This is a genomic window from Streptomyces sp. NPDC005878 (genome assembly GCF_040629815.1).
Taxonomy (GTDB): Bacteria; Actinomycetota; Actinomycetes; order Streptomycetales; family Streptomycetaceae; genus Streptomyces.
The window spans coordinates 12642-36360 of record NZ_JBEXWK010000040.1 but is presented as its reverse complement, the minus strand read 5'-3'; the positions used below and the strand labels follow the sequence as shown (position 1 = coordinate 36360).

General features: G+C 70.8%; 29 protein-coding genes. 9 read left to right on the top strand and 20 right to left on the bottom strand.

Annotation, left to right across the window (positions count from 1 at the left end; translation table 11 throughout):
* Positions 1-75: 75 nt before the first annotated feature.
* The 16 genes from ABZ404_RS36005 to ABZ404_RS35930 form a co-directional block, all read right to left on the bottom strand.
* Positions 76-765, bottom strand: a complete 690-nt coding sequence (locus ABZ404_RS36005; RefSeq protein WP_358832330.1) for a hypothetical protein — start codon at positions 763-765, stop codon at positions 76-78.
* A 96-nt stretch (positions 766-861) separates the two neighbouring features.
* The gene (locus tag ABZ404_RS36000; protein ID WP_358832331.1) at positions 862-1242 is read right to left on the bottom strand and encodes a hypothetical protein; all 381 of its coding nucleotides are present in this window, start codon (positions 1240-1242) and stop codon (positions 862-864) included.
* A 109-nt stretch (positions 1243-1351) separates the two neighbouring features.
* Positions 1352-1924 carry a hypothetical protein gene (locus tag ABZ404_RS35995; RefSeq protein ID WP_358832332.1) on the bottom strand — a complete coding sequence of 191 codons (573 nt, stop codon included), beginning with the start codon at positions 1922-1924 and terminating at the stop codon, positions 1352-1354.
* Positions 1925-1926: 2 nt separating this feature from the next.
* Positions 1927-2058: a hypothetical protein gene (locus tag ABZ404_RS35990; RefSeq protein WP_358832333.1), complete on the bottom strand. Its 132-nt coding sequence runs from the start codon at positions 2056-2058 to the stop codon at positions 1927-1929.
* On the bottom strand, positions 2055-2525 hold the full coding sequence (locus tag ABZ404_RS35985; RefSeq protein ID WP_358832334.1) for a Pycsar system effector family protein: 471 nt from the start codon (positions 2523-2525) through the stop codon (positions 2055-2057). The genes ABZ404_RS35990 and ABZ404_RS35985 overlap by 4 nt, the downstream gene beginning before the upstream one ends.
* 94 nt (positions 2526-2619) lie before the next feature.
* Entirely contained in the window at positions 2620-3309 is a 690-nt protein-coding gene (locus ABZ404_RS35980; RefSeq protein ID WP_358832335.1) for a hypothetical protein, read from the bottom strand.
* Between the two features lie 12 nt (positions 3310-3321).
* A complete protein-coding gene (locus tag ABZ404_RS35975) occupies positions 3322-3918 on the bottom strand; it encodes a hypothetical protein (RefSeq protein ID WP_358832336.1) in 597 nt (198 codons plus the stop codon).
* 136 nt (positions 3919-4054) lie between these two features.
* Complete coding sequence (locus tag ABZ404_RS35970; RefSeq protein ID WP_358832337.1) at positions 4055-4495, bottom strand: RRQRL motif-containing zinc-binding protein; 441 nt, start codon at positions 4493-4495, stop codon at positions 4055-4057.
* Positions 4479-4973, bottom strand: a complete 495-nt coding sequence (locus ABZ404_RS35965; RefSeq protein ID WP_358832338.1) for a hypothetical protein — start codon at positions 4971-4973, stop codon at positions 4479-4481. Before ABZ404_RS35965 ends, ABZ404_RS35970 begins: the two co-directional genes overlap by 17 nt.
* Before the next feature lie 144 nt (positions 4974-5117).
* On the bottom strand, positions 5118-5300 hold the full coding sequence (locus ABZ404_RS35960; protein ID WP_331737956.1) for a hypothetical protein: 183 nt from the start codon (positions 5298-5300) through the stop codon (positions 5118-5120).
* Positions 5297-6670, bottom strand: a complete 1374-nt coding sequence (locus tag ABZ404_RS35955) for a hypothetical protein (RefSeq protein WP_358832339.1) — start codon at positions 6668-6670, stop codon at positions 5297-5299. The genes ABZ404_RS35960 and ABZ404_RS35955 overlap by 4 nt, the downstream gene beginning before the upstream one ends.
* A gap of 290 nt (positions 6671-6960) precedes the next feature.
* Positions 6961-9102, bottom strand: coding sequence for a hypothetical protein (locus tag ABZ404_RS35950; RefSeq protein WP_358832340.1), 2142 nt, complete (start codon positions 9100-9102; stop codon positions 6961-6963).
* Positions 9102-9566, bottom strand: coding sequence for a hypothetical protein (locus tag ABZ404_RS35945; RefSeq protein ID WP_358832341.1), 465 nt, complete (start codon positions 9564-9566; stop codon positions 9102-9104). Before ABZ404_RS35945 ends, ABZ404_RS35950 begins: the two co-directional genes overlap by 1 nt.
* A 108-nt stretch (positions 9567-9674) precedes the next feature.
* Positions 9675-9875 (bottom strand): hypothetical protein, encoded by a 201-nt coding sequence (locus ABZ404_RS35940; protein ID WP_358832342.1) that lies wholly within the window; start codon positions 9873-9875, stop codon positions 9675-9677.
* A 253-nt stretch (positions 9876-10128) separates the two neighbouring features.
* Entirely contained in the window at positions 10129-10383 is a 255-nt protein-coding gene (locus tag ABZ404_RS35935; protein WP_358832343.1) for a WhiB family transcriptional regulator, read from the bottom strand.
* Positions 10384-11143: 760 nt separating this feature from the next.
* Complete coding sequence (locus tag ABZ404_RS35930) at positions 11144-11524, bottom strand: hypothetical protein (protein WP_358832344.1); 381 nt, start codon at positions 11522-11524, stop codon at positions 11144-11146.
* 267 nt (positions 11525-11791) lie between these two features.
* Between ABZ404_RS35930 and ABZ404_RS35925 the strand changes: the two genes are divergently transcribed.
* The 3 genes from ABZ404_RS35925 (at position 11792) to ABZ404_RS35915 (ending at position 14330) form a co-directional block, all read left to right on the top strand.
* Positions 11792-12544, top strand: a complete 753-nt coding sequence (locus ABZ404_RS35925) for a GntR family transcriptional regulator (RefSeq protein ID WP_358832345.1) — start codon at positions 11792-11794, stop codon at positions 12542-12544.
* Positions 12545-12726: 182 nt separating this feature from the next.
* Entirely contained in the window at positions 12727-13764 is a 1038-nt protein-coding gene (locus ABZ404_RS35920; protein ID WP_358832346.1) for an AAA family ATPase, read from the top strand.
* Complete coding sequence (locus ABZ404_RS35915; protein ID WP_358832347.1) at positions 13761-14330, top strand: guanylate kinase; 570 nt, start codon at positions 13761-13763, stop codon at positions 14328-14330. The genes ABZ404_RS35920 and ABZ404_RS35915 overlap by 4 nt, the downstream gene beginning before the upstream one ends.
* A gap of 7 nt (positions 14331-14337) precedes the next feature.
* Here ABZ404_RS35915 and ABZ404_RS35910 read toward each other — a convergent pair whose 3' ends face one another.
* The gene (locus ABZ404_RS35910) at positions 14338-15177 is read right to left on the bottom strand and encodes a DUF1932 domain-containing protein (protein WP_358832348.1); all 840 of its coding nucleotides are present in this window, start codon (positions 15175-15177) and stop codon (positions 14338-14340) included.
* A 4-nt stretch (positions 15178-15181) separates the two neighbouring features.
* Positions 15182-15829 carry an HAD family hydrolase gene (locus ABZ404_RS35905; protein WP_358832349.1) on the bottom strand — a complete coding sequence of 216 codons (648 nt, stop codon included), beginning with the start codon at positions 15827-15829 and terminating at the stop codon, positions 15182-15184.
* An 86-nt stretch (positions 15830-15915) separates the two neighbouring features.
* Between ABZ404_RS35905 and ABZ404_RS35900 the strand changes: the two genes are divergently transcribed.
* The 6 genes from ABZ404_RS35900 to ABZ404_RS35875 all read left to right on the top strand — a co-directional run bounded on the left by ABZ404_RS35900 (position 15916) and on the right by ABZ404_RS35875 (position 22149).
* Entirely contained in the window at positions 15916-16476 is a 561-nt protein-coding gene (locus ABZ404_RS35900; RefSeq protein ID WP_358832350.1) for a hypothetical protein, read from the top strand.
* A gap of 113 nt (positions 16477-16589) precedes the next feature.
* Entirely contained in the window at positions 16590-16895 is a 306-nt protein-coding gene (locus ABZ404_RS35895; RefSeq protein ID WP_358832351.1) for a helix-turn-helix transcriptional regulator, read from the top strand.
* Between the two features lie 918 nt (positions 16896-17813).
* On the top strand, positions 17814-20012 hold the full coding sequence (locus tag ABZ404_RS35890) for a hypothetical protein (protein WP_358832352.1): 2199 nt from the start codon (positions 17814-17816) through the stop codon (positions 20010-20012).
* Positions 20009-20851: a DciA family protein gene (locus tag ABZ404_RS35885; RefSeq protein WP_358832353.1), complete on the top strand. Its 843-nt coding sequence runs from the start codon at positions 20009-20011 to the stop codon at positions 20849-20851. The genes ABZ404_RS35890 and ABZ404_RS35885 overlap by 4 nt, the downstream gene beginning before the upstream one ends.
* The gene (locus ABZ404_RS35880; RefSeq protein WP_358832374.1) at positions 20851-21513 is read left to right on the top strand and encodes a DciA family protein; all 663 of its coding nucleotides are present in this window, start codon (positions 20851-20853) and stop codon (positions 21511-21513) included. The genes ABZ404_RS35885 and ABZ404_RS35880 overlap by 1 nt, the downstream gene beginning before the upstream one ends.
* A gap of 366 nt (positions 21514-21879) precedes the next feature.
* Positions 21880-22149, top strand: coding sequence for a hypothetical protein (locus ABZ404_RS35875; RefSeq protein ID WP_358832354.1), 270 nt, complete (start codon positions 21880-21882; stop codon positions 22147-22149).
* Positions 22150-22157: 8 nt separating this feature from the next.
* Here ABZ404_RS35875 and ABZ404_RS35870 read toward each other — a convergent pair whose 3' ends face one another.
* Positions 22158-23063 carry a DUF4231 domain-containing protein gene (locus ABZ404_RS35870; RefSeq protein ID WP_358832355.1) on the bottom strand — a complete coding sequence of 302 codons (906 nt, stop codon included), beginning with the start codon at positions 23061-23063 and terminating at the stop codon, positions 22158-22160.
* 4 nt (positions 23064-23067) lie between these two features.
* Positions 23068-23628, bottom strand: a complete 561-nt coding sequence (locus ABZ404_RS35865) for a hypothetical protein (RefSeq protein WP_358832375.1) — start codon at positions 23626-23628, stop codon at positions 23068-23070.
* Between the last annotated feature and the right edge of the window lie 91 nt (positions 23629-23719).

The window sequence follows — 23719 nt, the reverse complement described above, 5'->3', positions numbered from 1 at the left end:
TGGCGGGGCAGGGGTGGGCTGATTGGCCACCGCACCGCCCCGGCCGGGAAGGGCCGGGGCGGAACGGGTAGCCCGTCAGGCTTCGAGGGCCTTGAGGTGGTTGTCGAGTTCGGCGATCGTGTCCGCGACCTTGTCCTCGGTGTCGCCGGTCGCCGGAACGGCGGGAAGGCCGGCGGCGCGGGCGGCGAGGTGGTGGCGGATCTGCTCCATGCCGGTGATGGCCACCGGCTGCTCGCCGTCGCCGGTCAGCAGCGTGAAGTGGTGCTCGCGGCCGTACTTGCCCATCTCAGCGCGGTGGTGGAGCCAGACGCCGGGGGCGAGGTAGAAGGACGCCTCGCCGTCCTCGTAGCCGCGCCACCGGTCCTCGTCTCGCAGGAAGTTGTCGCCCTGGTCGATGCGGAAGGCGGCACCGGCGGCGCGGTGGGCGGCGTCGGCCTCGGTCGCGGTGGCGACTTGGGCAAGGGCGTCGTCCAGGTTGTCGGCCGGGGCCGGGGCCGATGCGCGGGTGACGCTGAACGGGGTGCGCCGCATCAGCCTGCGCATCGGGGCGAGGACGAGTTCGGCGAGCCCGTCGATGGCGACGGCCCCGACGACGGCGACCGCGCCGGCGAACGCGATGCGGGCTCCGTCGGACCAGGTGGTGGGGGCGAGCTGGTAGCCGAGGTAGGCGCCGGCCGCGCCGCCGATCAGCGCGGACGCCATGCTCGCGCCTTCGATCATCGAGTTGGCGACGGTGTTGGCCGTCTGGCGCAGGGTTGCGGTCATGATGTTGGGGCTCCTTCTTCTGTCAGTGCGCTCTGGGAGGGGAGGGGGCGTTGCTCCGGGGCGGCCGGGTTCGATGCCTGCGGCCGCCCCGGGCGCTCAGCTGGCCGCGTGGAGAGCGGCGGTGGTGCGGACGGTGTCGGCGAGCAGCACGGTCAGCTCGTGGCCGTGGTCGACGGCGTCCTCCAGGCGCTCGATGAGCTCCGGGGGCAAGCCGCGGTTGCGGGCGCCGACCAGGACGCCCTCGAGGTAGAGGACGTCGGCGAGGATGCGGCCGCGGACGTCCAGGACGCCGGGCTGCACGGCGAGGACGTCGCCGTTCTTCGCGGTCGCCAGCTGCGCGTGGTCGGCAGCCTCGGTGTACGCGGCCTCGGTCTGCTCGATCAGCAGGCCGTCGACGTCGGTGGTGTCCGCGTAGGCGCGGCGCCAGCCGAAGCGGGCGGCGGCGACTTCCATGAGGGAGCGGCGGGCGAGGGACACGGTGACCTCCAGGGGAGGGCCGGTCGTCCGGTCTCGGCTGACCGGGCGGACACCGCCCGGCCCCGGCCGCCGGCGGGCGGCGGGCGGGGCCGGTACGGAGAGCGTCCGGTCAGCTCTTGGGGAAGCGCAGGATCGTGAACTCGGTGCCGGTGCCGTAGGTGCGCGGCTTGGCGGTCAGGATCGTCGGCTGCTCGTCCGCGAGGCGCTGCAGTTCCTCCTCGATCCACTCGGTGGAGCGCTGGAGGGCGAGGCGGTCCAGGTGGAAGTCGGTGAGGTAGACCGTGACGTCGCCGTCGGAGCGGCGCTCCGAGTGCAGCCGCCGGCGCACGATCTCGCGGGCGGTGTCGTCGTCGGGGCGGATCGGCAGGTCCCCGGGCAGGGCCCGGCACTGCGCCGCATGGTGGTTGGCGATCTCCCCGGCGTCCCTCTCGGAGGAGATGAACCTGTCGCCCGCCTTCCTGGACCGGGTGCGGAAGGTGCAGCCCAGGCAGGCCACCGCGTAGTAGGTGCCGTTGACCCCGGCGTCGGCGGTGTAGACGAGGACGACGGCACCGGCCAGTCCGAGGAAGCGCTGGGTGACGATGACGCCCTCGGGCTTCCAGGTCTCGCCGATCTCCGGCCACGGCTCGGGGGTGTACTCCGGCTCGGTGGCGGTGCGGGTACGGAAGAGGGTGAGTGTCATGGTTACTGCTCCTTCTGGGCGGCCTGGGCGTGGATGCGGGCGGCGGTGCGGCGGGCGGCGGCGATCACGAAGGGGATGGCGAGCGCGCCGGCGATGCTGGCGTAGCTGATGACGAAGCTGGCGGCGGTGCTCACACCAGCACTCCGATCGCGGCGGCGGTCAGCAGGGCGAGCGCGGCGAGGATGACGTCGACCGCGAGGGCCAGGCGCCGGAACTTGCGGACCGCGAGGATCGACAGCGCCTTCACGCGGGCGGGGCGGTGATCCTGGCCCATCGCCTCCTGGAGCTCGTTCTCCTCCAGGCGCGCCCACTGCGGGAAGGTGCCCGGCGCGGGGCGGCCGGGCACGGTCAGGCAGGGCCGGACGACCAGGAGCAGTAAGACCGCAGCGGCGGCGAGGGCGAGGACGGCCAGGGCGCCGACGACCTTCGTGAACACGGGCAGGTCCTTGTCGGCGACGCTGGCCAGACCCGCGAGGACCGCGCCGTCGAAGGCGAGCAGCAGGCTGGCCTTGCTGTCGGTGCGGGCGATCTCGCCGCTCACGGTGGCGCAGGCGGCGTCCAGGTTCCGGTCGCCGCTGATGGTGAGGGGGGCGGTGGTCACGTGCGACTCCCATCCGGGCCGGGCTGTCCGGCTCCCCGTCACCACCCGGCCCGCAGCGTGCGGGGCGGGTGGATCAGGCAACCGTCAGACCAGGTCAGGCGGCGCGCTGGAGAGGGAGGGCGACGGCCCGGCATGTCTCCGCGTGCTCCTGCGCCCAGCGCTTGAGCTTCCCGCCCTCGTAGGTGTTCTCCAGGAAGCTGGTGCGGGCCTCGGGGGAGTCGTAGACCTGCTCTCGGGTCTCCTCCTCGCGGTAGCCGCAGCCGGAGCAGAGGCTGACCAGCTTCAGGTCGACGGACTTGGAGGAGTAGCCGTAGCCGGAGGCCGCGTTGGTGTCCTCGGTTACGAACAGGGTCAGGTCGATGGGCGCGCCGACCAGGTTCTGGTACCGGGCGACGACTCCCTGCGGGTTGGGTGTCGGGTGGGGCAGCTTGGCCTTGAGCTGCTCGATCTCCGCGTTCAGCTCCCGGACCTTCTGGTCGGCCCGGCGCTCGATGTCGTTCGCCCGCTTCGCGGCCCCGTCGATCAGGGCGGTGGCCTGCTGCTGGGCCCGCTGCACCGAGGCCCTGGCTTCGGCAACACGGGCGTCGGCCTGCTGGTTGAGGTCGGCGAGCTCCTGGTGGAAGCGGGCGGTGTCCTGCTCCGCTTTCGCGGTGAGCTCCTTGGCGTGGCGCTGCGCCGTCTCCAGGTCCTTCTCCAGGCCGTCGCACTTGCTCCGGACCATGGGGAACGCGGAAGCGAGGTTGTCCAGCTCAGCGAGCCGGGCCGTGCTGATGATCCGGAACATGACGACGTCCTCTCAGCGAGCCGGGTGGTTGTGGTTGTGCAGGTGGATCAGCGGGCGAAGCGACAGGCCACGCAGGGCGAAGAGGCTGCCGATCGTCCAGGCCAGGACCGCGAGGGCGGCGGCCACGGGGCGGCCGGCGGCGGGGGCGGCGTCCCAGACCATGAACACCGAGCAGGCGCCGTGTGCCGTCCAGGTCAACCGGGCACCGACCGCGCCGGTGATCCAGGACAGGACCAGGGAGACGATGCCGACGCCCTGCCAGATGACGAACGCGCTGGTCGCCGTCAGCGGCAGGCCGACCGTGTGCGCGCTCAGGTAGGCGTGGACGGGGTCGGCGACGGTGGCGGTCCACTGCGTGAACCACGCCCAGTCCTGGTGGTGGTACCAGTCGAGGCCCTTGGGGATGCCCCACTTGAGGATGAGCAGCAGGGCGACCAGGGCGACGACGCCGAAGGCGGCGATGGCGCCCGGCGGGACGTCGGCGGCTGCCTTGATCGGCTGCGGCCGGGGCGGGGCCGGCCGCCGGGGCGGCGGGACGCGCTGGCTTTCGTCGATGGTGTCCAGCGGCGGGATGGCGGGGTCGGGCTCGTGCTTGTCGGGCTCGCTCACCGGGTTCTCCTTCACGGTGGTCGACGGCTGCGGGATGAGGTGGTGCTGTACGTGGGCGGGCCGGGCTCACCGACTCCCCTTCACCACCCGCCGACGGGCGGGTGGATCAGGCAACCGGCAGACGCGGGAGGGAGATTCAGGCCGCGGCGGCGAAGTGCTCGCCGGGCGGGCGCATGTAGCTGCCTGGCGCGGCCGGGGTGCCGTCGTGGCACTCCAGGCACGAGCCGAGGGTGCGCAGAGGGAGGCAGTGGTAGTACCGGCGCAAGCACTTCGGGCAGGTCTGCCGGGCGGCCATCGCCTTGTCGAGCGCGACCTCCTTGGCGAAGGTCATCGGCCGGATCGGCTTGGCCTTGGCGATCTCGTACAGGAAGGCCATGCGCTTGCCACCCCGGCACTCGATGACCGCGACCGGGTCCTGGCCGCCGGGCCGTAAGCGCCGCTCCCTGAGTTGCCGTCTGGTCGCGAGCCCTTTCGGGGCCTGCCTCCAGCGGTGTACGGGGAGGACGCCGGTGGGGTCGGCGTAGATGTCGACGTCCCGGACGGCCGGCGGGGACGCAGGGTCAGCGGCGGTGGCCACGGTTGTGCCCGCGGCCGGTGTGGACCTGCACCTTGGCGCGGCCCCGGGCATTGACGTTGATCGACCGGCCAGCGCCGGGCCCGGCGACGAGCATCTTCAGCAGGACGAAGCCGACCAGGGCGACGCCGACGATGATGGCGAGCGCCTTGGCGAGCTCGAGGATGGCGGCGGCCAGGAAGTAGACGCCGAGCCCGGCGACTCCGACGATGAACGCGACCAGTGCGGCCTTCACCAGGAGCGGGGAGATGTAGGGCTGCGGGGCCGGGGCGGGCGGCGGCATGTAGTACGCGACCGGGTGGCCGTTCGGGCCGGGCATCATGACGACGCCGTCCAGGCCGGCGGTCGGCGGGTAGACGACCGCGCCCTGGGGGAGCGGGACGACGTGCTGCCCGTACGCGGGGGCGGGCGGCTGCCCGTACTGGGGCGGCAGCGGCGTCGGGTAGTAGGTGGGCTGGGGCTGCTCGCCGTGAGACGGCATGATGGGGTCTCTCCTCTGCTTGGGGAGCTCGGGCGAATGTCATTTGGCGTGAGATCGCCCGGGGAGGCTTCGGCCTCTTCACCGGCCCCCGAGGTGGCTTCAACATCTCGGGGCCAGTGGAGCCGTCGAAGCTCGGGGGCTGCGTCAGTCGGTGAGCTGGCGCCACCGCGTGGGCAGCAGCGCGTCCCGGCGCAGCAGGATCGTGGGCGGGTGCTCGGGGCCGGCCTTGGGGAGCAGGGCGACCGGCTCGGTGCCCAGGTGGGTGAAGTCGAACTCGAAGTCCGTGTCCACGGTGTCCTCTTCCTCTTCTTCGGGCCGGTGGGTCATGCCGCACCGGCGCTGTCGCTGTCGTCCTCGAAGACGTCCAGGGCGTCGGCGATGACCGACTCCTCGAATCCGTCCTCTTCCGCGAGGCGGCGCTTGGCGGCGCGGACGCGGTCTCCGACCCACGTCTCGCCCTTGCCGTACTGGTTTGCAAGGCGCTCCAGGTCCGGCGCGATGCCGGACAGCGAGCACTTCGCGATGTACCGCTCGGCTTCGTCACGCTGCTTCTCGCGCACTTCGCGAGGGACCCGGCCGCCGTTTTCCGAGGCGGTCAGGGCGGGCACCGCGCTGAGCGCGACCCCACTTTCCGAGGTGCGGCCGGAAGAAATCGAGGCGCGGGCGCCTGCACTTTCCGAGGTTCCGCGAGACTTGGCGGCGGCCCGCTCCAGGGCGCGCTGCCGCTTGATCTTCTCGGCTTCCTCCAGGGCGCGGGCCTCAGCCTCAGCCCTGATCCGCTCAGCCTCAGCGGCGGCTTCGGCCTCCTTGCGGAGCGCCTCTGCCTGGGCTTCGGCTTCCTTGCGCAGCGCCTCTGCCTGCGCTTCTGCCTTGACGATCTCCGCCTGGCGGGCGGCCTCACGGTCTCGTTCGGCCTGTTCCCGCTCCCACTGCTCGCGGCGGCGGCGGTCCTCGATCTCGGCTTCGGTCTTGCGACGCGTCGCCTCGATTTCTGCGGTGCGCTCGGTCAGTGCGAGCCGCTCGCGTTCTGCCTCGATTTCTTCGCGGCGGGTGCGGGAGGCGGCCTCGATTTCTGCCTGCCGACGCTCGTTTTCGAGCCTCGCGTTTTCCGCGCGTTCGCGGCGGTCGGCCTCGCGTTGTGCCTCCTGGCGCTTCGCGGCGGCCTCGCGTTCTGCCTCCTCGCGTTTGGCGGCGGCCTCGCGTTCTGCTTCCTCGCGGGCTCGCTTTTCGGCGGTCTCGCGTTCCGTGGCCTTCGCGCTCTCGAACGTCGCGATGATCGCGGTCAGTTCGCCGCGCCGCCGGGTCGCGTACTTGCGGTAGCCGGTGGCGGCTTCCGCGAGCAGGATCAGCAGGGCCGGGGCGACGGAGTGGAGCAGGATGCCGCCGGCGTCCGGCTTCTGCGGGATGAAGTGGAAGTGGCCGTCGGGGTAGAGCGACGTCCAGCAGTTCATCACCCAGGTGGAGAGGCCGGCCGTCCAGCGCAGCAGGAACGGCCAGCCGCCGGGCTTGTAGTCCCCGCCGTGTTCTGCGAGGACACCGTCGACGTACAGGACGGTGATCAGGGCGAGGCTGGCCAGGGGGTCCAGCATCCAGGCGATGTACCAGGGGATCTCGTGGGAGACGCCGAACCGGGTCACATTCACACAAGTGAAGATCAAAGCGCCGCCCCCGAGGGTCAGCAGCGCCTTGGTGACCATGGCCAGGACCTCGTCCAGCTTGGCGATGGACTTCCGGGCCTTGTTGGCGTCGTCCGCACTGACGGGCGCGGCGATTTTGGGCGGCCCGGCCTGCTTCGGCCGGGGAGCGGTCGGGGCGCTCATTGGCTACCTTCCGTAGTGTGCGGGGGGAGTGTGCGGCGCACACTGCACAGGGTGCAAACCGGGATCAATCACCTGTGTGCGGGCTTGCACACTGGAAATTCCCTAGGGGAGGGAGGGGCCGCACAGTGCGGTGTGCGCTGTGCGGCCCCTCCCGGGAATGGTGACTCTCAGTTGCCATTTTCGAGCGGGGAGCGGATCAGGTCGTACGATCCGTAGCCCTCCTCGGACTCGTCCTTGGCGATGACGCCGTCGTCCAGGAGCTGCTTCTTCAGGCGGTTCCACCAGTCGCGGGCGCCCTTCTTGTTGACCCGCATCCACAGGTCGTTGAGCTCCTTGGGCTCGAAGTTGTCTTTGCCTTCGCGCACCCAGGAATCCAGTCGGGCAAAGATGGCGTCCCTGGTGTCCTCGGGGGAGAGCTTCTCCTCGTCGGCCACCGCGCCGGGCAGCTGGAAGACCGGGGCGTCGGCGGCCGGGGCCTCGATCTCGGTCTCGACGCTGAGGTGGTCGTACGCGCCGGGCTCGGGGTCGGCCTCCAGGATCTTCCGCAGTTCCTCGTCCAAGTCCTCGGTCTCCTTCGCGAGCAGGTCCGGGTCGATCTCCACGTCCTCGTCCTCCTCGTACTCGTCGGCGTCGTACTCGGAGGCCGTGTCCGCCGCCGGGGTGGCGGGGGCGGCCGGCTGCTGGGGGAAGGCGCCGGATCCGTCGGCGTCGCCCTCCAGGAGCGGGGTGGTGTAGAAGGTGCGGTTGGTCCACAGCGCGCCGAACGCGTCAGCGGTCGTGGCGTCCATGGGGGTGCGCACGTTCATGCCCGCGGTGACGGCGGCCGCCAGGGTGGGGCGGTCGGCGTTGTAGGTGCGGGCGGTGACCGCCCAGCGGTCTTCGGCGATGCCCATCCCGGCCGCGTACAGGTAGCCGGGCTTCCTGTTCGCCCAGCCGGGGAAGGCGCCGGCGTCGATCGCCTCGGGCGGCAGGACGTACTGGGCTTCCGCGCCGTCGGACAGGCCGTAGGCCATACCGGCGGGGTGGTTGGAGCGCGCCGTGGTGTCCATCTGGTCGTGCGTGGCGCGCTGGATGGAGGAGAGGAACCAGCCGCCGGTGGAGCGCAGGGTCCGCAGCACCTTGCTGTACGCCTCGCCGTCGGCGAAGTCGGCGGCCTCCTCACCGATGATCAGCAGGAAGTTCAGGCCGCAGCCCGGCTTCCACTTCGCCAGGCCCTTGGCCGCGAGGTACTCGCCGCGGGCCTTGATGACGGTGTGCATCTGCTTGAAGAACCGGCGGGCGTCCTTCTCGTTGGTGATCACCATGTCGGCGGCGTGCCGGACGTGCCCGTAGTCCTGCATGAACTTCGAGCAGTTGATGACGATGACGGACACCTCGGTGCGGGTGGCGGCCTCGGTCACGATGATCGAGTTGCCGACCGTCTTGCCCGCGCCGTTGACGCCCTGGGCGACGCAGTGCTCGACGTTCTGGCCGCCTTCGACCTCCTGCGGGTCGTTGAGGATGCCGGGCAGGTTGAGCTTGAGCGTCTCGCCGTCCTCGTACCGTCCGAGGTTGATCGGCAGGTCACCGAAGCCGGCGCCGAACGCGGACGGGCCGGGCCAGGCGAAGCCCTCCTTGAGGAGGTCGGCGACCTGGACCCGCATGGTGATCAGCGAGGCGTCGTCGTCGTCGACGGTGTGGGTGATGCGGCCCTGTCCGAGCTTGAGCGCGGAGGTCATGGCGGGGATACGGCGGGCGAACTCGTCCGCCGTGGCCCCGTCCTTCGCTTCGATCTTGGCGACGACCGTGCCCTTGCCGTTGGACTGGGCTTCCTTCAGCTCGTGCTTGGCCAGGCCGATCTCGGATTCGAGCTTGGCCCACTTGCCGTCGGCCTTCTCGCCCGAGCCCTTCTTGTACAGCGCCGACCACAGGTGGTTGGCGATGCACAGGCCGGACCCGGCGAGCATCCAGGCGCCCATCGTGGCGCCGGACTCCAGGCCCATCACGGTGCCCAGGGTGACCCCGGCCGTGGTGGCGACGGCGTTGACCTGGTGGAGGTAGCGCACGTCCTTGTCTCGCTTGGCCTTGTGGTCCATGTGGTTGATGAACTTCGACAGGGCCGCGCCGGTGCCGGCCAGACCGAGCGCGGCGAGCGCCAGGGAGGCCGGGGTGGTGGCGAGCAGCACGTGGGCGGTCTCAGCGACGATGCAGCCGCCGATGTTGATGCCCCACGGCCCGCCGTAGGTGACCCATGCCTTCCTCGAGGACTCCTGCTCCTCTTCGGTACGGGTGTCGATCTTCTTCGCTCGTGCGGAGATACGGCGAGCCATCACGCTGCCCTTCCGGCCTCGCCCGGACGCCCGGCGGCGCCCTTGGGCTTGTCACCGATGGAGAATCCGGGCTTCTTCGAGCCCTTGCCCTCGCGCGCCTTCCGCTCAGCCTCGATCTCGGGCTGGATGAAGTGCTTGACGAAGGAGGCGTACATCTTCACGCCGCTCAGTCCGAGGACCTTCGCGGCGGACGCGCCGCCCTTGAGGTGGGCGGACACGAGCTTCGCGCGGATCTTGGACTGGGCACCGAAGGTCCACCACTTGCCCTTGTACTGGGCGAGGATGGCGCCGACCATGTCCGCGTCCATGCCGATCCGCATGTGGAGCTCCAGGCCGATCGCCCGCAGGATCCGGGCGTACTGGTAGAGGTCGCGGTCGCTCGTGAACTCGATCTTCTCCAGCTGCTTGATGAGCTCCGAGAGGTTCGAGCCGAGCTTCTCGCCGCTGTCGCTGCTGTCGCTCATGTCGGGGTGGGTTCCTTCCAGGTCGGGGTTTGTGCGGACGGGTCGGGGGCTGTCACCTCCCCGCGGTCCCGCACCTCGCAGTGCGGAGCCACGGGCAAGCGGCAGGAATCACTTGCTGTCAGCGGCGTTGGCGTTGGAGATCGCCGTACCGATGCCGTGGCCCATGCCGTCGATCGCAGCCGCGAGCGGCGACGTGGCCAGGGCGTAGCCGCAGATGAGCGCGGCGATCAGGACGCCCGCTCGCATGTCGGAGCGCCAGAACAGCCAGGTGGCGCCACCGGCGAGCAGGAAGAGGGGCAGGGAAATCACGAGGTCCTCCTAGGACGGGGAGTCGGGGAAGTGCTCTCCAGCCGCGAGGGCCGAGCCGAGCGGGGGAAGCGAGTGCTCCTTCGCTCTCCACCGCCACCGGACCGCGCGGGGCGGGCCGGTGGCGACTGGGCAACGCAGGAAGCGGAGCGAGGTCAGCGGGCCAGGAGGACCGCGGCGATGACGATGAACGGCCCGGCCATGCCGAGCAGGTAGAGGAACCGCATGTCGCCTTCTTCCAGAGGGAGTTGACGGGTCAGGCAGCGGAGCGGGCCCGGTTGCGGGCCGCGCGGCGCTTCATGGCGCGGCGCTCGTCCTCGGACAGGCCGCCCCACACGCCCTCGTCCTGGCCGGACTCCAGCGCCCACTGCAGGCACTGCTCCATGACCGGGCAGCGGCGGCAGACGGCCTTGGCCTCCTCGATCTGCAGGAGCGCCGGCCCGGTGTTGCCGATGGGGAAGAACAGCTCGGGGTCCTCTTCGCGGCAGACCGCGTTGTGGCGCCAGTCCATCGCGGTCACTTCCCGCTGCGGGCCCGGCGCAGGGCCTCTTCGATGATCGGGTCGGTGGTGTCGTCGTTCTGTGCGACGCTGAGGGAGTTCAACAGGGCCTCCATACAGGTCCTGGACAGCCCCGGGGGTCCGATCCCTGGGGCTGTCGCGGTTGGTAGAGCGGGTGTCCACCGCGCTCTCCACCGCCCACCGAACGACCCGAAGGCCGGCGGTGGGCGACTGGGCAGCGCGGGGCTGCAAAACAGGGGGCGCGGCCTCTGCCGCCGCGCCTGCTCGCCTTGTGTGCTGAGAGGGAGAACGAGGTTCCCTCAGTCCCGACGCGGCTCCTCGCCTCGGCTGGGACCGGGTGCCGAGGGTCTGGGAGTGTGTCGCGTCGTTCTTTTACGTCGTGGGGATGTCTGCCCTCCGTGCTCTCCATCAGTAATGAGCGCCCGGTTGGTACTGCACCGGGCCGCCCCAGGAACAGAGCGCCTGACGGGTCATCGCACGTGCTGACTGCCACCACCAGCGGTAATGGCGCCACACGACGGGTTTCCACTCACCTCCGGCCGGTGTGGACACGGCCGGTACTGCGGTGGTGGATCACGCTGTTGAGTTCTCAAGGACCAGCCGCTGCCTTCCAGAGCCAGCCCAAGGGCTGGATGTCCGGGCGGATGCTGTCGGGAGTCGCGCTTCCGGCTCCCTCATCCGGCGCCGCCCGCGGGGGCGGTTCCGGGTGGGGGAGCCGGGTCCGAAGACCCGGCGGGTGGGGCGGGGAGGATCAGGCCGCGATCGGCAGGGGGGCCGCGGCGGCCGGCCGCGTGATGCGCAGCTGCGCGGCGTAGGGGAGGAGCACGTCGACCAGGCGCTCGCGCACCAGCTCGGTGGCGGTCGGGTCGGCGGCGAGGATGTCGCGGGCGGCGAGCATTCGGTTCTCGCGGGCCTCGATCGCGGCGACGGCGGCGGTGATGTCCAGGCCGTCCAACCGCTCGTGGGGAAGGGGGCCGGCCTCGAACATCTCCAGCGGCGTACCGAAGGCGACGTCCAGGTCCAGGTCGCCGAAGTCGGGGAGCGGCACCTCCACCGCCTCCAGGAGCGCGAGCGTCTCAGCGTCGAAGTTCTCGGTGGCGAGGCTGGCGGCGGGGCGGCTGGTGGTGTTCATGGGGTGGTGCTCCTCTCGGACGTTCTGAGCTCGGGAGGCGTCCCGATGGCGAGTGGGCAGGGCGAAGCCGCACCTCTTCGGCGCCCCCGCCCTTACCTCGTTAGCGAGGTTCGGCGCTTCATCAGTACAGCGCTGCTCGTTAGCGATGTCAAGAAGTACGTTAGCGAGGTACGCTGATCCGGCGGCATCCCCACACCACACCGGGACGCCCTTGCCGGTCCCTCGATAGCCAGCGGCCGTAGGATCGCTAACGAGGTAGGGAGATGCATGGCGAGTGAGACGGGCGCGCAGCGGCCCAAGTACCAGCGGATTGCCGACGACCTGAAGGCGGCAATCGAGTCCGGCGAGTACGGGCCTGGTGATCGACTGCCAGGCGAGAACGCGCTCGCCGCTCAGTACGAAGTTGCGGCTCTTACCGCGCGCCAGGCGCTCAAGATCCTGCGGATCGAGGGCCTGGTGGAAACGAAGAAGGGTGCCGGCGCCCGCGTCATCGAGTTCCGCCCGATCCGACGCCACGGCATCCAACGGCTCGCCCGAGAGCAATGGGGTGCTGGCAAATCCATCTGGTCCGCTGACGAAGAGCGCCCCGTCACGATCGACGTCCGAGTTGCCAGCGTGCCGGTTCCGGCGCACATCGCCCGGATGCTGGAGCTCGATGAAAGCGAGCCCGTATGCGCTCGGTCCCGTCGCTTTGTGCTGGACGACAGGCCGGTCATGCTCGCAACTTCCTACCTGCCCCTTGAGCTGGCAGAAGGCACCGCGATCATGCGCGTCGACACCGGAGAGGGCGGTACGTACGCCCGGCTCGCCGAGCTTGGCCACGGGCCCGTGCACTTCCGCGAGGAGATCCGCTGCCGGCTCCCCGTCGCTGAGGAAGCCGAAGGGCTGGCGATGCCCTTGGAGCGTCCCGTCATCAAGCTGTGTCGAACGGCTTACGACGCAGACCTTCGGGCGGTCGAAGTGAACGAGATGACCATGGACAGCGCGGCATACGTCTTGGAATACGCGTTCGATGCCTAAGTCCTCGAACCTGACCACTGCGACCCCCCTCGTGACTGCTCGTCGTGTGGGGGCCATCACACTCGCGCTGAGCCGGACGGAACATCACAGCGGCTTGTCGAAGCCCGTGCACACTTCCGTTCACGGGTTTTCAACATCCACGTACACATGGGATTTGGGGCCCGAGCTCTAGGCTCGCGGCCATGAAGATGACGGAGGGGCAGAGGGTGGGGAAGCAGCGAGCGGGGTGGCGGCCAGACCGGTTGCGCGAGCAGCGGGAGGCTCACGGCCTGACCCTGGAGAAGGCCGGCGAGCGCCTCCGGGCGGTTGCCGAGCAGGCCAAGCTCAAGGGCATCCCCGCCGCGAATCCTCAGACCCTGTGGCAGCACGAACAGGGCGAGGTCTTCCCTGGCCCCCACTACCGGCGCGCCTACTGCCTCCTCTACCGGGCGACGGAACCCGACTTGGGGTTCCGCAATGCCCTGCCCGGTGAGGAGTCCTCCTTCAAGCTCACGCCGCTGGACGACCGCCTCAACGGATCACATGTCCTGGCTGTTGAGCGCGCCATTCATCGCATCGCGCCGGGCTCCGACGAGGCCGACCACTTCGATCTGCAGCAGCGGATCATCGACGCGTGGAAGCGCCGGCACACGGGCGGCGACCCGCACCGCCCCGTCCTCATCCTGGTCGGCGGCTTCGCCGGCAGTGGCAAGACCGAGCTCGCCCGCTTCTTCGTTCAGCTCACCGGCTGGCCCCTGCTCGACAAGGACCCGCTCACCCGCCCGCTCGTGGAACGCCTCCTGGTCGCGCTGGGCGGCGACGCGAACGATAGGCACACCGATCTCTATCGCGAGAAGGTCCGGCCGGTGGAGTACGACTGCCTGATGCAGTCGGCCATGGCCAACATCAAGTGCGGCATCTCCACCGTGCTGACCGCCCCGTTTATCGCAGAGATGACCGACCCGGCCTGGATGCAGCGCCTGACCAACCGGGCGGGCTCGATGGGCGTCGACGTCTTCCCCGTCTGGGTCCGCTGCGACGAGGAGTCGATGCGCGAGTACATCGGATTCCGTTCCGCGGCCCGGGACGCGTGGAAGCTCCAGCGGTGGGACGAGTACATGGCCACGATCGACCTCGACCTGCGCCCGGCAGTGCCGCACCTGGTCGTCGACAACCGACTGGGGACCGCGGTGACGCTCGCGGACCAGGCTCGGCAGGCGATGGGGGCGATGTACTCGTGACCGGACGTCAGGGCGTGATCCTGTACGGCCCGCCGGCGGCGGGCAAGGACACCGTCACCGCCGTGCTCACCGGGCTGCACGCGAAGTACGCGCAGTTCGCCCGGCTCAAGGTCGGGTCCGGCAAGTCAGTCGGCTACCGGATGGGCACCGCGGAGCAGCTGCACGAGCTGGAGGCCGCGGGCGACGTCGTTTACGCGAACACCAGGTACGGCAACACCTACGTGATCGACCGGCCCGGCGTCGACGCGGCGTTCGCGGCCGGGGTGCCGGTGGTGCACCTCGGGCAGATCGACGGCATCCGCGCGCTGGTCGACGGCTACCCGGCCGACTGGTCGGTGGTGCTGCTGTGGTGCCCGCGCGAGGTCACCGAGCAGCGGTCGGCGGGGCGCGGCGACAGCGACACCGCGGCGCGCCTGGCGGCGTGGGACGCGACCCGCGAAGACCTGGACGCGCACCCGGGTACGACCTGGGACCTGACCGTGGACACCACGGCGGCGGCTCCGCAGGACGCGGCTCGACTCATCGACCAGCTGCTGGCGCAGCGGGCGGGGGCGGCGTCGGCATGAGCGCGGGCTACGGGTGGGCGAGTCGGTCCAGGGCGTCGGTGAGCGTGAGCTCGCTGTCGTCCTTGACCTCATGCCACCGGGCCAGCGTGGACGCGGCCGCGCGCAGTATCTCCGGTGGAAGGCCGGCGGCCGCGAGGGTGTCGGCGGCTTCCTCGAGCTCCGGGCCCCAGCGCCAGGCTCGGGCAGCGGTCTTGGCGACGTATTGCGGCTCGGACAGGTACGAGTCGGTGCGCTTCGAGGCGACCTCGATAAGCTCTTGGTCGACGCCGTGCTCGCGCGCCATGCCGACCGCCAGCGCCACCAGCACGCGGCTCGTCTTCTGGAAGCTGGCATACGCCAGCTTCAGCGCGGACGCCTTCCCGATCTCCGTGCCCAGCACCGCCGTCTGGACGGCGGTGTCCGCGAACAGCGCCTCGATGCGCTCGGTGGCGGCGGCAGGACCCGACAGGTACAAGGTCGGCGACTTGCCGCGCACCGGTGGGGAGCCGACGATGCCGCCGTCCACGACGGTCGCGGTCGGTTTGAGCAGCCCGGCGATCCGCTTCACGCGTTCGGGGTTGATGGCGTTCGCTTCCACGTACACCCCGGCGAAGCGGTGCCCGGCGACGTCGCGGGCCAGGTCCTCGGCTGCGGCTGGCGGGCAGAGGCTGATGACGATGTCGCTGCGGTCCAGCAGCTCGGACATCGTGGCCACGGGCGTCAGCCCGAACTGGGCGGCGCGCTTCACCGAGGCGGGGCTGCGCCCGGTCTCGCACCACAGGACTGCGGTCGCGTTGGTCGCGGCGCAGGCGGCGACAGTGGCGCCCATGCTGCCGGGGTGGAGGATGCCGACGGTGGGCTGGTCCACGGTGCTACTCCGAGGTCTCGTTGAGCAGGATGGTGATGGCGTCGGTGACGTCGTCGACGATGTGGTGAGCGGCGGGCAGCCCGTCAGGCCAGGGGCGTCCGCGCAGCCAGATGGTGCGCAGGCCGGCCTGGTGTCCGCCGCCGATGTCTCCGGTCGGGTTGTCGCCGATCATCCAGCCGCCATCCGCGAGGTTCGCGCCGCAGCGGGAGGCTGCGAGTTGGAAGAGGCGCAGGTCCGGCTTGCGGATCTCCAGATCGCCCGAGACGGCGACGCCGTCGACCAGGGCGTCGAGGCCGGTCGCGGCGAGTTTGGCGCGTTGGATGTCGCCGGCCCCGTTGGTGATGACGCCGATCGTCCATGCGGCCTCACGCATACGGGCAAGGCCCTCGAGGACTTCTGGTCGGCAGGTGACGGCGGCGGCCATGAGGCTGACGTACTCCTGCCACAGCTCCGCGGCCGACACATCCAAGGCGAAGGCTGCCCGCAGCCGGGTGAAGTCGCCAGCTGTCGCGCGATCGACCAGGTCAATGCGCAGCTGCTGCTCGATGGCAGCGCCGAATCCGTGCGTGCGGCACAACGTGGTGATGGCGTCGTTGAGCGCGCTTTGCCGGTCCACGAGGCTGTTGTCCAGGTCGAAGAGCGCAAGCGGCATGGGCTGGACCCTACCGAGGCGCGGCATGCCGGTGTCCACGAGGTGCGTCAGTCCATTACGTGGAGCGGGATCGGGAGGGGTTGGTGATGGCTGAGCGGTTCGTTCACTGCGCAGGGAAGACCGAACTCACTGCGGAGCAAGTCGAGCTTCTCCGGCGCGTGAACCCGCGGTACGCCGACTCAGGGGTCGATGACTTCGCGTTGGTGCAGTGGTGCGAGTTGTCGAATGGTCATGACGACGTCCCGCACCACAGCGAGGTGATGTCCCTCTACGAGGGCGACCACTGGTGGCTGCGCTGGAATGAGGACCAGCATGAGTTGATGACGCTGGCCATGTGCCCGGTTGAGTCCGGTCCGCGCGACGAGGTCAGCACTTATCCGTGCGGCCTCTTTCATGGGCACCCCGGCCAGCACGGCTGGGAGGTGAAGGACCCGGAGCTGTGCGCGCACGCGGGGCTTGGCACGCCAGTCCTGATCTCCGAGGGCGTGTCGTACGACAACCGGTACATCGCTGTCCTCGAGGCCCCTTGCCTGGGCTGCCCCGAGCGGATGGTCCAAGTCAGTGCCGTCGATCCGGCGCGAGCGCAGCCGCCGGAGCATCTCGGTGCCAGGACTAGCCAGTGGTCGCTGTACGGACGGGAGGAGTGACCTTGCTGACTCGTACCTGCGGAAGTTCCCGCGTCGCCGCTACGAGCGGCATACCGTTCCCGAGATCAAATGGTGTATGTTTCGGAGATCAATCGATCATTGGAGCCTGCGCTATGTCCGACCCGGACCGCTTGAAGCGGGTCGACGCCCTGCTGGAGGGCCTGGACGAAGTCCTGCCGCCGCCGCGGGTGCGCGCTCAGCTGCGCCTCGCCGCGAACCTCACCCAGCAGGAGATCGCGGACGCGGTGGGCGTGAAGCGCCTTTCCGTAGTGAATTGGGAGCTGGGGAAGAGCAACCCTCGGCGCCCGCACCGACAGGCGTACATCCACCTGCTCAATCAGCTCGCAAAACGCTTCCCCCAAGCCGCTGTCCTGGATTTGGGCAGCGCGACGCCGGCCTCCGAAGGGGGATCGGGATGACCTAACGGCCATCGGCCGCGCGCGCCAAGAAGCGGACTAACCTCCCGCTGGCCTCGCGCGGCCCGTCTACCGACCGGATTAACCACCCGCGTCGGCTGCTCAAGTCCCGGTTGCTGCCGGTCCTGAGCTGCGGCTTATCAAGCCGCTCATCTGTACCCGGCCCCTCATCAGGGCCACTGCACCACCGGCCACTAACCACGGCCACCACAGCCAGATCAGTACCGATCCGCATCACCCGCGGTGCCCCCACCACAGGGGCCACGCGGTTCAGCAGGACCGGGAGGGACGGAGAAATCTCCCCCCACCCGGGCGGTGTCCGCCCTCTTCTCACGAAGGGGGCGGCCCCTGACACATCCAAGAAGGTCGGTCCAGCCCCGAGGGGCTCTGGCCCGTCCAGCTACATGGAAGGCAGGTCGTTCTCATAGTGCCCGAAGTGGTGTCCCCCTGTCAGCTTGGCCTTGTCCGTTTCATGCCGGTTCAGGCGCGGCGGCCGTCCCGTGTGGCGGGATCGGCGTGCGGTTCCTCCCCTCTTTTCCTGTTCGTACAGGAAGAGGGTCTTCCGGTAGGAAGCTACAAGCGCGGGGCTTTCGGAGCGGTCTCCCCGGGTCGGGTCGCGACGCCGGCCGTCCGGCTCGTGCACCCGCTCGCGGAGGTCGTCCACAACTCCGTCGACGGGAGCGTCCTCGCGGGCGGCGTCCCGTGTGGCGGGACGCGATCTGAAGTTGTTGCCCGCCGTGCGGGAGGGCCGGGGGCAATCGGGGCTCGCTGGCCTCTGTCCACAGGCCGACTCGTGCAGGGTCGTCAGATGGATCACGAAGCACGCGTTTTGCCTGCTGAGGGGGGTGTCCGCTTTGGCGTGTACACCAGCCTGATGACGACACAGGCGATCTTCACCGCCCCGGCCGGGACGGTGGGCCGATGAGCAGCACGGCGGCACCGGCCGCCGTACTCCCGCGCCCCCGCACGAAGCCCGTCGGGGGGGCCTCGCGCCGTCGACTGCGGTCGGTCCCGGCTCAGGCCGGACCGGTCACGCGGCTGGAGCTGGGCAACCCGCTCCAGCTGACGAAGACGATGCGGGCCCGGCTGCTCGCGGCGGTGCGCGCGCTGGTGACCTCTCCGGCGCTGGCCGGGGCGTCGGACAGCACGCGGCTGGCGTCGGTGGTGCTGACCGCGAAGGCGGATGCGCGCAAGGACTTCGAGACGTCGATCTGGGCGGAGGAGCTCGGCCGGTGGCTGGGGATGTCGCAGTCGACGGTCGCGCACACCGTGCTGCCCGAGCTGCGCGCTGCCGGGTTCCTCAACTCGAACGTCGCGACCAACAGCATCGGGTGGGCGACGGGCCTGGAGTGCTGGGTGATCCCGATGCACCGGGCCCAGCAGGCCGGCGACCGGCGGCACGCCCTGGCGCTGTCCCGCTCCGAGCTGGCGGTGCTGCTGAGCCTCATCGAGGTGCTGTTCGGTCCGGGGTGGGCGCCGAAGGACAAGGCGCCGATCCCGGCCGGGCTGCTCGCCGGGCGTACGGGCCGGGGTGCGGCGACGGACCGGCTCGGGCTGCTGCTGATGGTGCTGACGACGGGGTCGGCGGGCTGGCTGCAGCTGTGCCCCGGGTCGGTGGACACGTCCCGGGGTCGTCCGGCGGCGACGATCGCGCGGCTGCTGGGCTGCTCGGCGGCGGCCGGGGCGAAGGTGCTGGGGCGGCTCCAGAAGCACGGCGTCGCGGAGGTGGTGCGCAAGGAGACCGGCTCGGGTCTGAACGCGCAGTCACGGGTGCGACTGGTGCCGGTCGCCAAGGCCCACGGCCTGGCCGTGCGGGAGGCCCGCCGTGTCGCGAAGTCCGTGTTTTCAGACCTCGCCGGTACTGCATCCGGAGATCTTGAGACCGGCGAGCCGGGCGAGACCCTTGGGGCGACTGGGATCGAGGGGGCGGGGCAGGGCGAGATGGCTGGATCGGCAGACCTCGCCGCAACTGCACAGCACCACGCTCTCCACGCTTCTGTGGTTACTCCCGGTGGTTCTCTTGAGCTCTCTGGTGGCTTTTCCGGCGAAGGCCGTGGTGGGAACCACGGTCTGCCGGACCGCGCGTGCGCGGGCGAGGACGGCGGCCCGCTCCGCGGGGAACAGCCGAAGGAGTCCCCGGTCATCGAAGGCATCAAGGGCGGCTGCGGGCCGGTGGCCGGCGGCTCGGTGCGGGTCGTGGACGGTGCCGGTCAGGGCAGGCAGCAGCGGGGGAGGGTGCCTCTGCCGCCGGAAGATCTGCGGGCCGTCCTGGCCCCGGTGGACCTGGTGTGGGCCCGGCTGGAGCGTCCGGCCGCCCGGCGCCTGGTGGAGGCCGCCGCCCGTAGCGAGCTGGGCAGGGTGGTCGGCTTCGCGGGCCGTACGGACGCGCCGCAGATCCTCGCCGACCGCCTCGCCCGGCGCCTGGCGGAGCAGATGCGGCTGGCCGGGCCGATCAAGGACCCGGTGGGCTGGCTGATCGGCCGGGGCCTGCCGCAGCGCCAGCTGTGCGCGGAGACCCGGTGCGACGAGGGCGCGCTGCTCGACTCCGGCCGGGACTGCCCGCGCTGCGAGGACCGGCAGCTCGACCGACGCGACCAGCGCCGTGCGGTCGCGGCCGCCGTCGACGCCGCGATGCCCGGAGCCTCCGAGAGCGAGCGCCGCGCCGTCATCGCGCAGCAGCTGCACCAGGACGTGACGGCCGAAGCGTGGGCCAAGGCCCGCCGGTGGGAGCAGGTCCGCGAGCAGCAGGCCGCCGCCGCCAAGGCCCGCGCCGAAGCCGCAGCCGGGCAGCCGGTCGACGTCGTCGTGGACGAGCCGGTGGCCCCGGTCGTGCTGCCCGCGCCGCGCCCGGCCGCCGTCATCGTGCCTGCTCCGCAGCCGGAGCCCGCCGACGTCGACGACGACGACCAGGACCTCGTCCTCGAGGACCTCACCCCCGACCAGGTGCGCAACTGGCGGGTGCGGGCGCTCAAGGACCACCAGGTGGTGTTCGACCACATCGACCGCTACGGCGAGCCGTCGGCCCGGCGCCTGTTCAGCAATCAGCTGGTCGACCAGGCGCAGCACCACTCCCGGCTCGGGCACCTGGACCTCGGCTACGCCACCTGGGGGCAGGCATGAGCGGCGGCGAGACGTCCGGCGTCGACCTGGCCCGGGTCGCGCTGAGGGCCGCGATGGAGGCGGCCCGGAAGAACGGCAGCGGCCAGAAGGCGAAGTCCAAGCCGCGGCCGGTGCGTACGGTGCGGCGTGACGGGCGCGAGCCGATGGGCCTCGGAGCGGCGATCGGCGCGCTGGTCACCGAGCGGGCCTGGGAGCTCCCGGCCGCCGGCGCGACGCTGCCGGAGCGGTGGGCCGCCCTAGTCCCCGAGCTCGCCGGGCACGTCGCCGCCGTGGCGTTCGACCCGGACTCCGGCCGGCTCACCGTGTGCCCGGAGTCGTCGGCCTGGGCGACGAAGGCCCGGCTGGAGCAGACCCGAGTCATCGCGGCCGCTAACAAGGCGGCGGGCCGCACCGTCGTGAACTCCCTGCGGATCCTGCCGCCCGGTGCCGCGCCCGTACCCAACCCGGCCGATGCTGTCCCGGCAGACTCGACCCCGGCCGCGCCCACTGGCCCGGCGAAGACCAGGGAGACCGCGTCCGAGGGCTACCGCCGCGCGCTCGCCGCGCACCAGGAGGCCGCCGCGCCGCGCCAGGTGGACCCGGGCATCGCGGAGGCGGTGGAACGGCAGACCGCCGCGATGCGCGAGCTGTCCCGCCGGGCATTCCCCGACCCCGACGTCGCCCCGGATGATGCGCCGGCCCCGATCGAGCAGGCCCGCGCCGGGCGTCGCCGCCAGGCCGCAGTGACCGAGGCTGCCGCTCTGCGCCGTGCTCGTGCCGATCGTGCTCAGCGGTGTCGATCGACGGCGACAATGCGGGATGCCCGCCCTGACGTGGCCGGTGTGAGGAAGGCGTCGTGATGGATGGCAGTGAGATTCAACAGCCCGATCTGGCGCGCCCCGAATGGTTCGATGACAAGGCCGCGTGGTGGATTCCGGCGCTTCGGTCCGAGGAATTCGCCGCACGAGCGGAACCGCTGGGTGTCGATACCCAAGGGCGGCTACACGTGCTCTGCGAAAGCCCGGCGTCCCGCACGCAGTTGCGGCTCGTGGAGAAGGCTGCGCTCGCGCGGATCAACGAGATCTTGCCGGATGCGCGGCTGACCAGTGTGATCGGCTCTGTACGCCCCAGGATCGTTGTCCTGGTCGTGGGCAGCGATGACTTCGTGGACCAGCAGAGGGTCGCTGACGTCCTGTTGGAGACCTGCCATGACGTCATCGAGGCGTTCGGCCCGGAGCACCAGGTCGTCCTGCGGCTGCTGGGCGAGTCCGCGTTCGACCACTGCGTTGCGCACTGGGCTGCAGCACACACGGCCGCCACCGTCGGCACCAGCCCCCCGGTGTACGTCACGGTCCACCCGGCCGACCAGGCCGCGCACGGCGAAGGCGCCCGCTGGGCCCGCGACCGAGCGCTGATCGCGCAAGGCCCGCAGCTCTGCCTCGCCTTCTGCACTCCAGGTTCGTCGCTACCCGGCATCGTTCAGCTGGCCGTTGGCGCGGGAATCCCCCTTCGAAGGCTCTGACAGGACTCAGTCCGTTCGAGCGTGCGGCCCGTCCGGCGGACCGACTCCCCCCGAGGACGCGCGCACCGAGCGGGTGGGGCGTGGCGTCCGGCGTGACGGTGTCCCAGAGCTTCGCGAAGACCGCGTAGGATGTGCCCCGCACCACGTCTGAGGTTTCAGAGAGCGCCATCGAACTCCCTCAGCACCAAGGCGAAGGTTGATAGCTCCACCAAATCCCTCGCTGGCGTCACCGCTCGAAGGCACACCCGCGCCCGGACTCTCCGGGTGCGGGTCTCTTTGTATGCCCCCGCCCCCACCAAGCCCTGCTCGTCCCGTGTCCGAGAGCCCCGGCAGCCGCCGGGGCTTTCCGTATATCCGGAGGTCCCCGTGACGGAACTCGCTTCCGCCGTACCCGCCTACGTTCTGCTCGCCGCGCTTGCGGTCATCGTCGTGCTGCTCACCGTGGTCGCCATCGTGGCGCGGGCGGTGGTGGCGAAGGCGCGGCCCGAGGACTTACCGCACATCCTTCCCGGCCTGGGCCAGGTCCTGGCCGCGCTGTCCCTCTTCCTCCCTTGGGGGCGCGGGACGCGGGGGCCGACCGTCGTGCCGCCGCTTCCCGCCCGGTCCGAGCGCAGAGGAGGCCGGCGCCGGGGGTGAGCCGGGGGTCAAGCCGCCGGCGGCTGGCTGGACGGGGTCGCCTGGTCGGCGGGCTGGTCCAGCTGCTGCTGGCGGCGCCGCTGCTCGTTGCGGTGGTCTTCGACGCGCTGGGTGAACTTCTTCAGCGCCTCGTCCTCCTGGCCGGCCCCGTACTCGCTGTACGGGCCGATGCCGAGACGAACGGCGTTCACCTCCTCCTCGATGGCGTCGGCAGTCTGCTGGAGGAAGTAGCTGCGCTCGCGGAACTTGTAGTAGCCGGTGAACATCGCGGCCACCGTGATCGCGAAGCTGATGGCCGTCAGGGTGACGCTCTGCCAGGTCAGCTCCTTGCCGGTGTCCAGGGCCGCAATCGTGGTCGTGGACGCTGAGCCGATCATGATGAGCGTCTGCAGGCCGTTGTGGACGCGCCGGTACTTACGGCTGTCAGCCTGGTACTGCTCGACCGCCGCCGTGACTTCCTCACGGTAGAGCTTGCGCCGGTCGTCCACATTCGGGTTGTTCCTGGCCTTCTGCTTCCACAGTGACTCTTGCTGCGAGGCGAGATGCGCCTCCAGGCGCTGGAGGCTGGACACGTCCCGTCCGGCGAAGTAGACGCCGACCAGCGTCAGCAAGGACATCAGGAGCAGGCCGCCGCAGATCAGGTCCCCCACGACGAACCGCGCCGGATCACCCGTGGTGCCCCAGGCGATGCCCGTGCCGATGACGGCGGCGAGTAAGGACAGCCAGCTGATGGCCGCCCCCGCGCGCCAGATGCGATCCAGCAGCCGGCGCCGGGCGAGCTGCTCCTGGGCGTCGATGACGAGGTTGGTGGTCACCACGTAGATCCGTTCGTCGGCGTCCCGCTGGCGGGCGTTGATCAGGTCGTCCGCGTCCTGCATGCGGCGGGGCGCGTCGTCGTCGAAGTCGCGGGCCACGGGCTCAGCGGGCGAAGGCTTCGGTCAGGCTGATGCGGTAGCCGTCCTCTTCCATCAGCACGACGGTGACGCCGAACGGGTCGGGGTGGTCCAGCTCGATCTGGGTGAAGGAGAAGTTCACCGCGGCCTGGATCGGCGGCACCAGTTCACCGCCGGGCTGCGGCGCGGGGGCCGGCCTCCAGTCCGGGGCGACCGATGCCCAGCCCTCGGGGCTGCGGGACAGGAGCTGCTCGCTGTAGGGGAACTGGTGCAGGACGTGCCCGTCCCGGGTGGCGACCACCATGTTCAGGCACGGCGCCGGGCCGACGATCGGCAGCTCGCAGGCGGTGGCGACGTCGTGCGTCTCCCACGCGAGGACGACTTCATCCGCGCCGGCCGCCGCAGCGATGTTCGCAAGCTCCGCGATACCGGCGACCGCGTCCTGGCCGACCTTGAGCGGGCGGACCCAGATCAGCCCGACCAGCTCGCCGCGCACCAGCGGCATCATGAGCGGCTGCGGCACGGTCCCCTCGCCCAGCGAGGCGGTGTACGTCTCCTTCGCGACGCCGACCAGTCCGTTCCACATCCGTGCTTCCACGGGAGCCCCCTGCCGTCTGGTGATCCGATCACCGCACCCTGCCACGGGGGTTGAGGCCGTGTCAGCGGGATGATCAGCC

Excerpts from the sequence above, each read along its gene's own strand:
- ABZ404_RS35960 (WP_331737956.1), bottom strand. The coding sequence starts at position 5,300 with ATGACCCACCGGCCCGAAGAAGAGGAAGAGGACACCGTGGACACGGAC.
- ABZ404_RS35955 (WP_358832339.1), bottom strand. The coding sequence starts at position 6,670 with ATGGTCACCAAGGCGCTGCTGACCCTCGGGGGCGGCGCTTTGATCTTC.
- ABZ404_RS35895 (WP_358832351.1), top strand. The coding sequence starts at position 16,590 with ATGTCCGACCCGGACCGCTTGAAGCGGGTCGACGCCCTGCTGGAGGGC.
- ABZ404_RS35965 (WP_358832338.1), bottom strand. The coding sequence starts at position 4,973 with ATGCCGTCTCACGGCGAGCAGCCCCAGCCCACCTACTACCCGACGCCG.
- ABZ404_RS35880 (WP_358832374.1), top strand. The coding sequence starts at position 20,851 with ATGGATGGCAGTGAGATTCAACAGCCCGATCTGGCGCGCCCCGAATGG.
- ABZ404_RS35920 (WP_358832346.1), top strand. The coding sequence starts at position 12,727 with ATGAAGATGACGGAGGGGCAGAGGGTGGGGAAGCAGCGAGCGGGGTGG.
- ABZ404_RS35905 (WP_358832349.1), bottom strand. The coding sequence starts at position 15,829 with ATGCCGCTTGCGCTCTTCGACCTGGACAACAGCCTCGTGGACCGGCAA.
- ABZ404_RS35995 (WP_358832332.1), bottom strand. The coding sequence starts at position 1,924 with ATGACACTCACCCTCTTCCGTACCCGCACCGCCACCGAGCCGGAGTAC.
- ABZ404_RS35935 (WP_358832343.1), bottom strand. The coding sequence starts at position 10,383 with ATGGACTGGCGCCACAACGCGGTCTGCCGCGAAGAGGACCCCGAGCTG.
- ABZ404_RS35930 (WP_358832344.1), bottom strand. The coding sequence starts at position 11,524 with ATGAACACCACCAGCCGCCCCGCCGCCAGCCTCGCCACCGAGAACTTC.
- ABZ404_RS35890 (WP_358832352.1), top strand. The coding sequence starts at position 17,814 with ATGAGCAGCACGGCGGCACCGGCCGCCGTACTCCCGCGCCCCCGCACG.
- ABZ404_RS35900 (WP_358832350.1), top strand. The coding sequence starts at position 15,916 with ATGGCTGAGCGGTTCGTTCACTGCGCAGGGAAGACCGAACTCACTGCG.
- ABZ404_RS35925 (WP_358832345.1), top strand. The coding sequence starts at position 11,792 with ATGGCGAGTGAGACGGGCGCGCAGCGGCCCAAGTACCAGCGGATTGCC.
- ABZ404_RS35945 (WP_358832341.1), bottom strand. The coding sequence starts at position 9,566 with ATGAGCGACAGCAGCGACAGCGGCGAGAAGCTCGGCTCGAACCTCTCG.
- ABZ404_RS35980 (WP_358832335.1), bottom strand. The coding sequence starts at position 3,309 with ATGTTCCGGATCATCAGCACGGCCCGGCTCGCTGAGCTGGACAACCTC.
- ABZ404_RS36005 (WP_358832330.1), bottom strand. The coding sequence starts at position 765 with ATGACCGCAACCCTGCGCCAGACGGCCAACACCGTCGCCAACTCGATG.
- ABZ404_RS35865 (WP_358832375.1), bottom strand. The coding sequence starts at position 23,628 with ATGTGGAACGGACTGGTCGGCGTCGCGAAGGAGACGTACACCGCCTCG.
- ABZ404_RS35950 (WP_358832340.1), bottom strand. The coding sequence starts at position 9,102 with ATGGCTCGCCGTATCTCCGCACGAGCGAAGAAGATCGACACCCGTACC.
- ABZ404_RS35885 (WP_358832353.1), top strand. The coding sequence starts at position 20,009 with ATGAGCGGCGGCGAGACGTCCGGCGTCGACCTGGCCCGGGTCGCGCTG.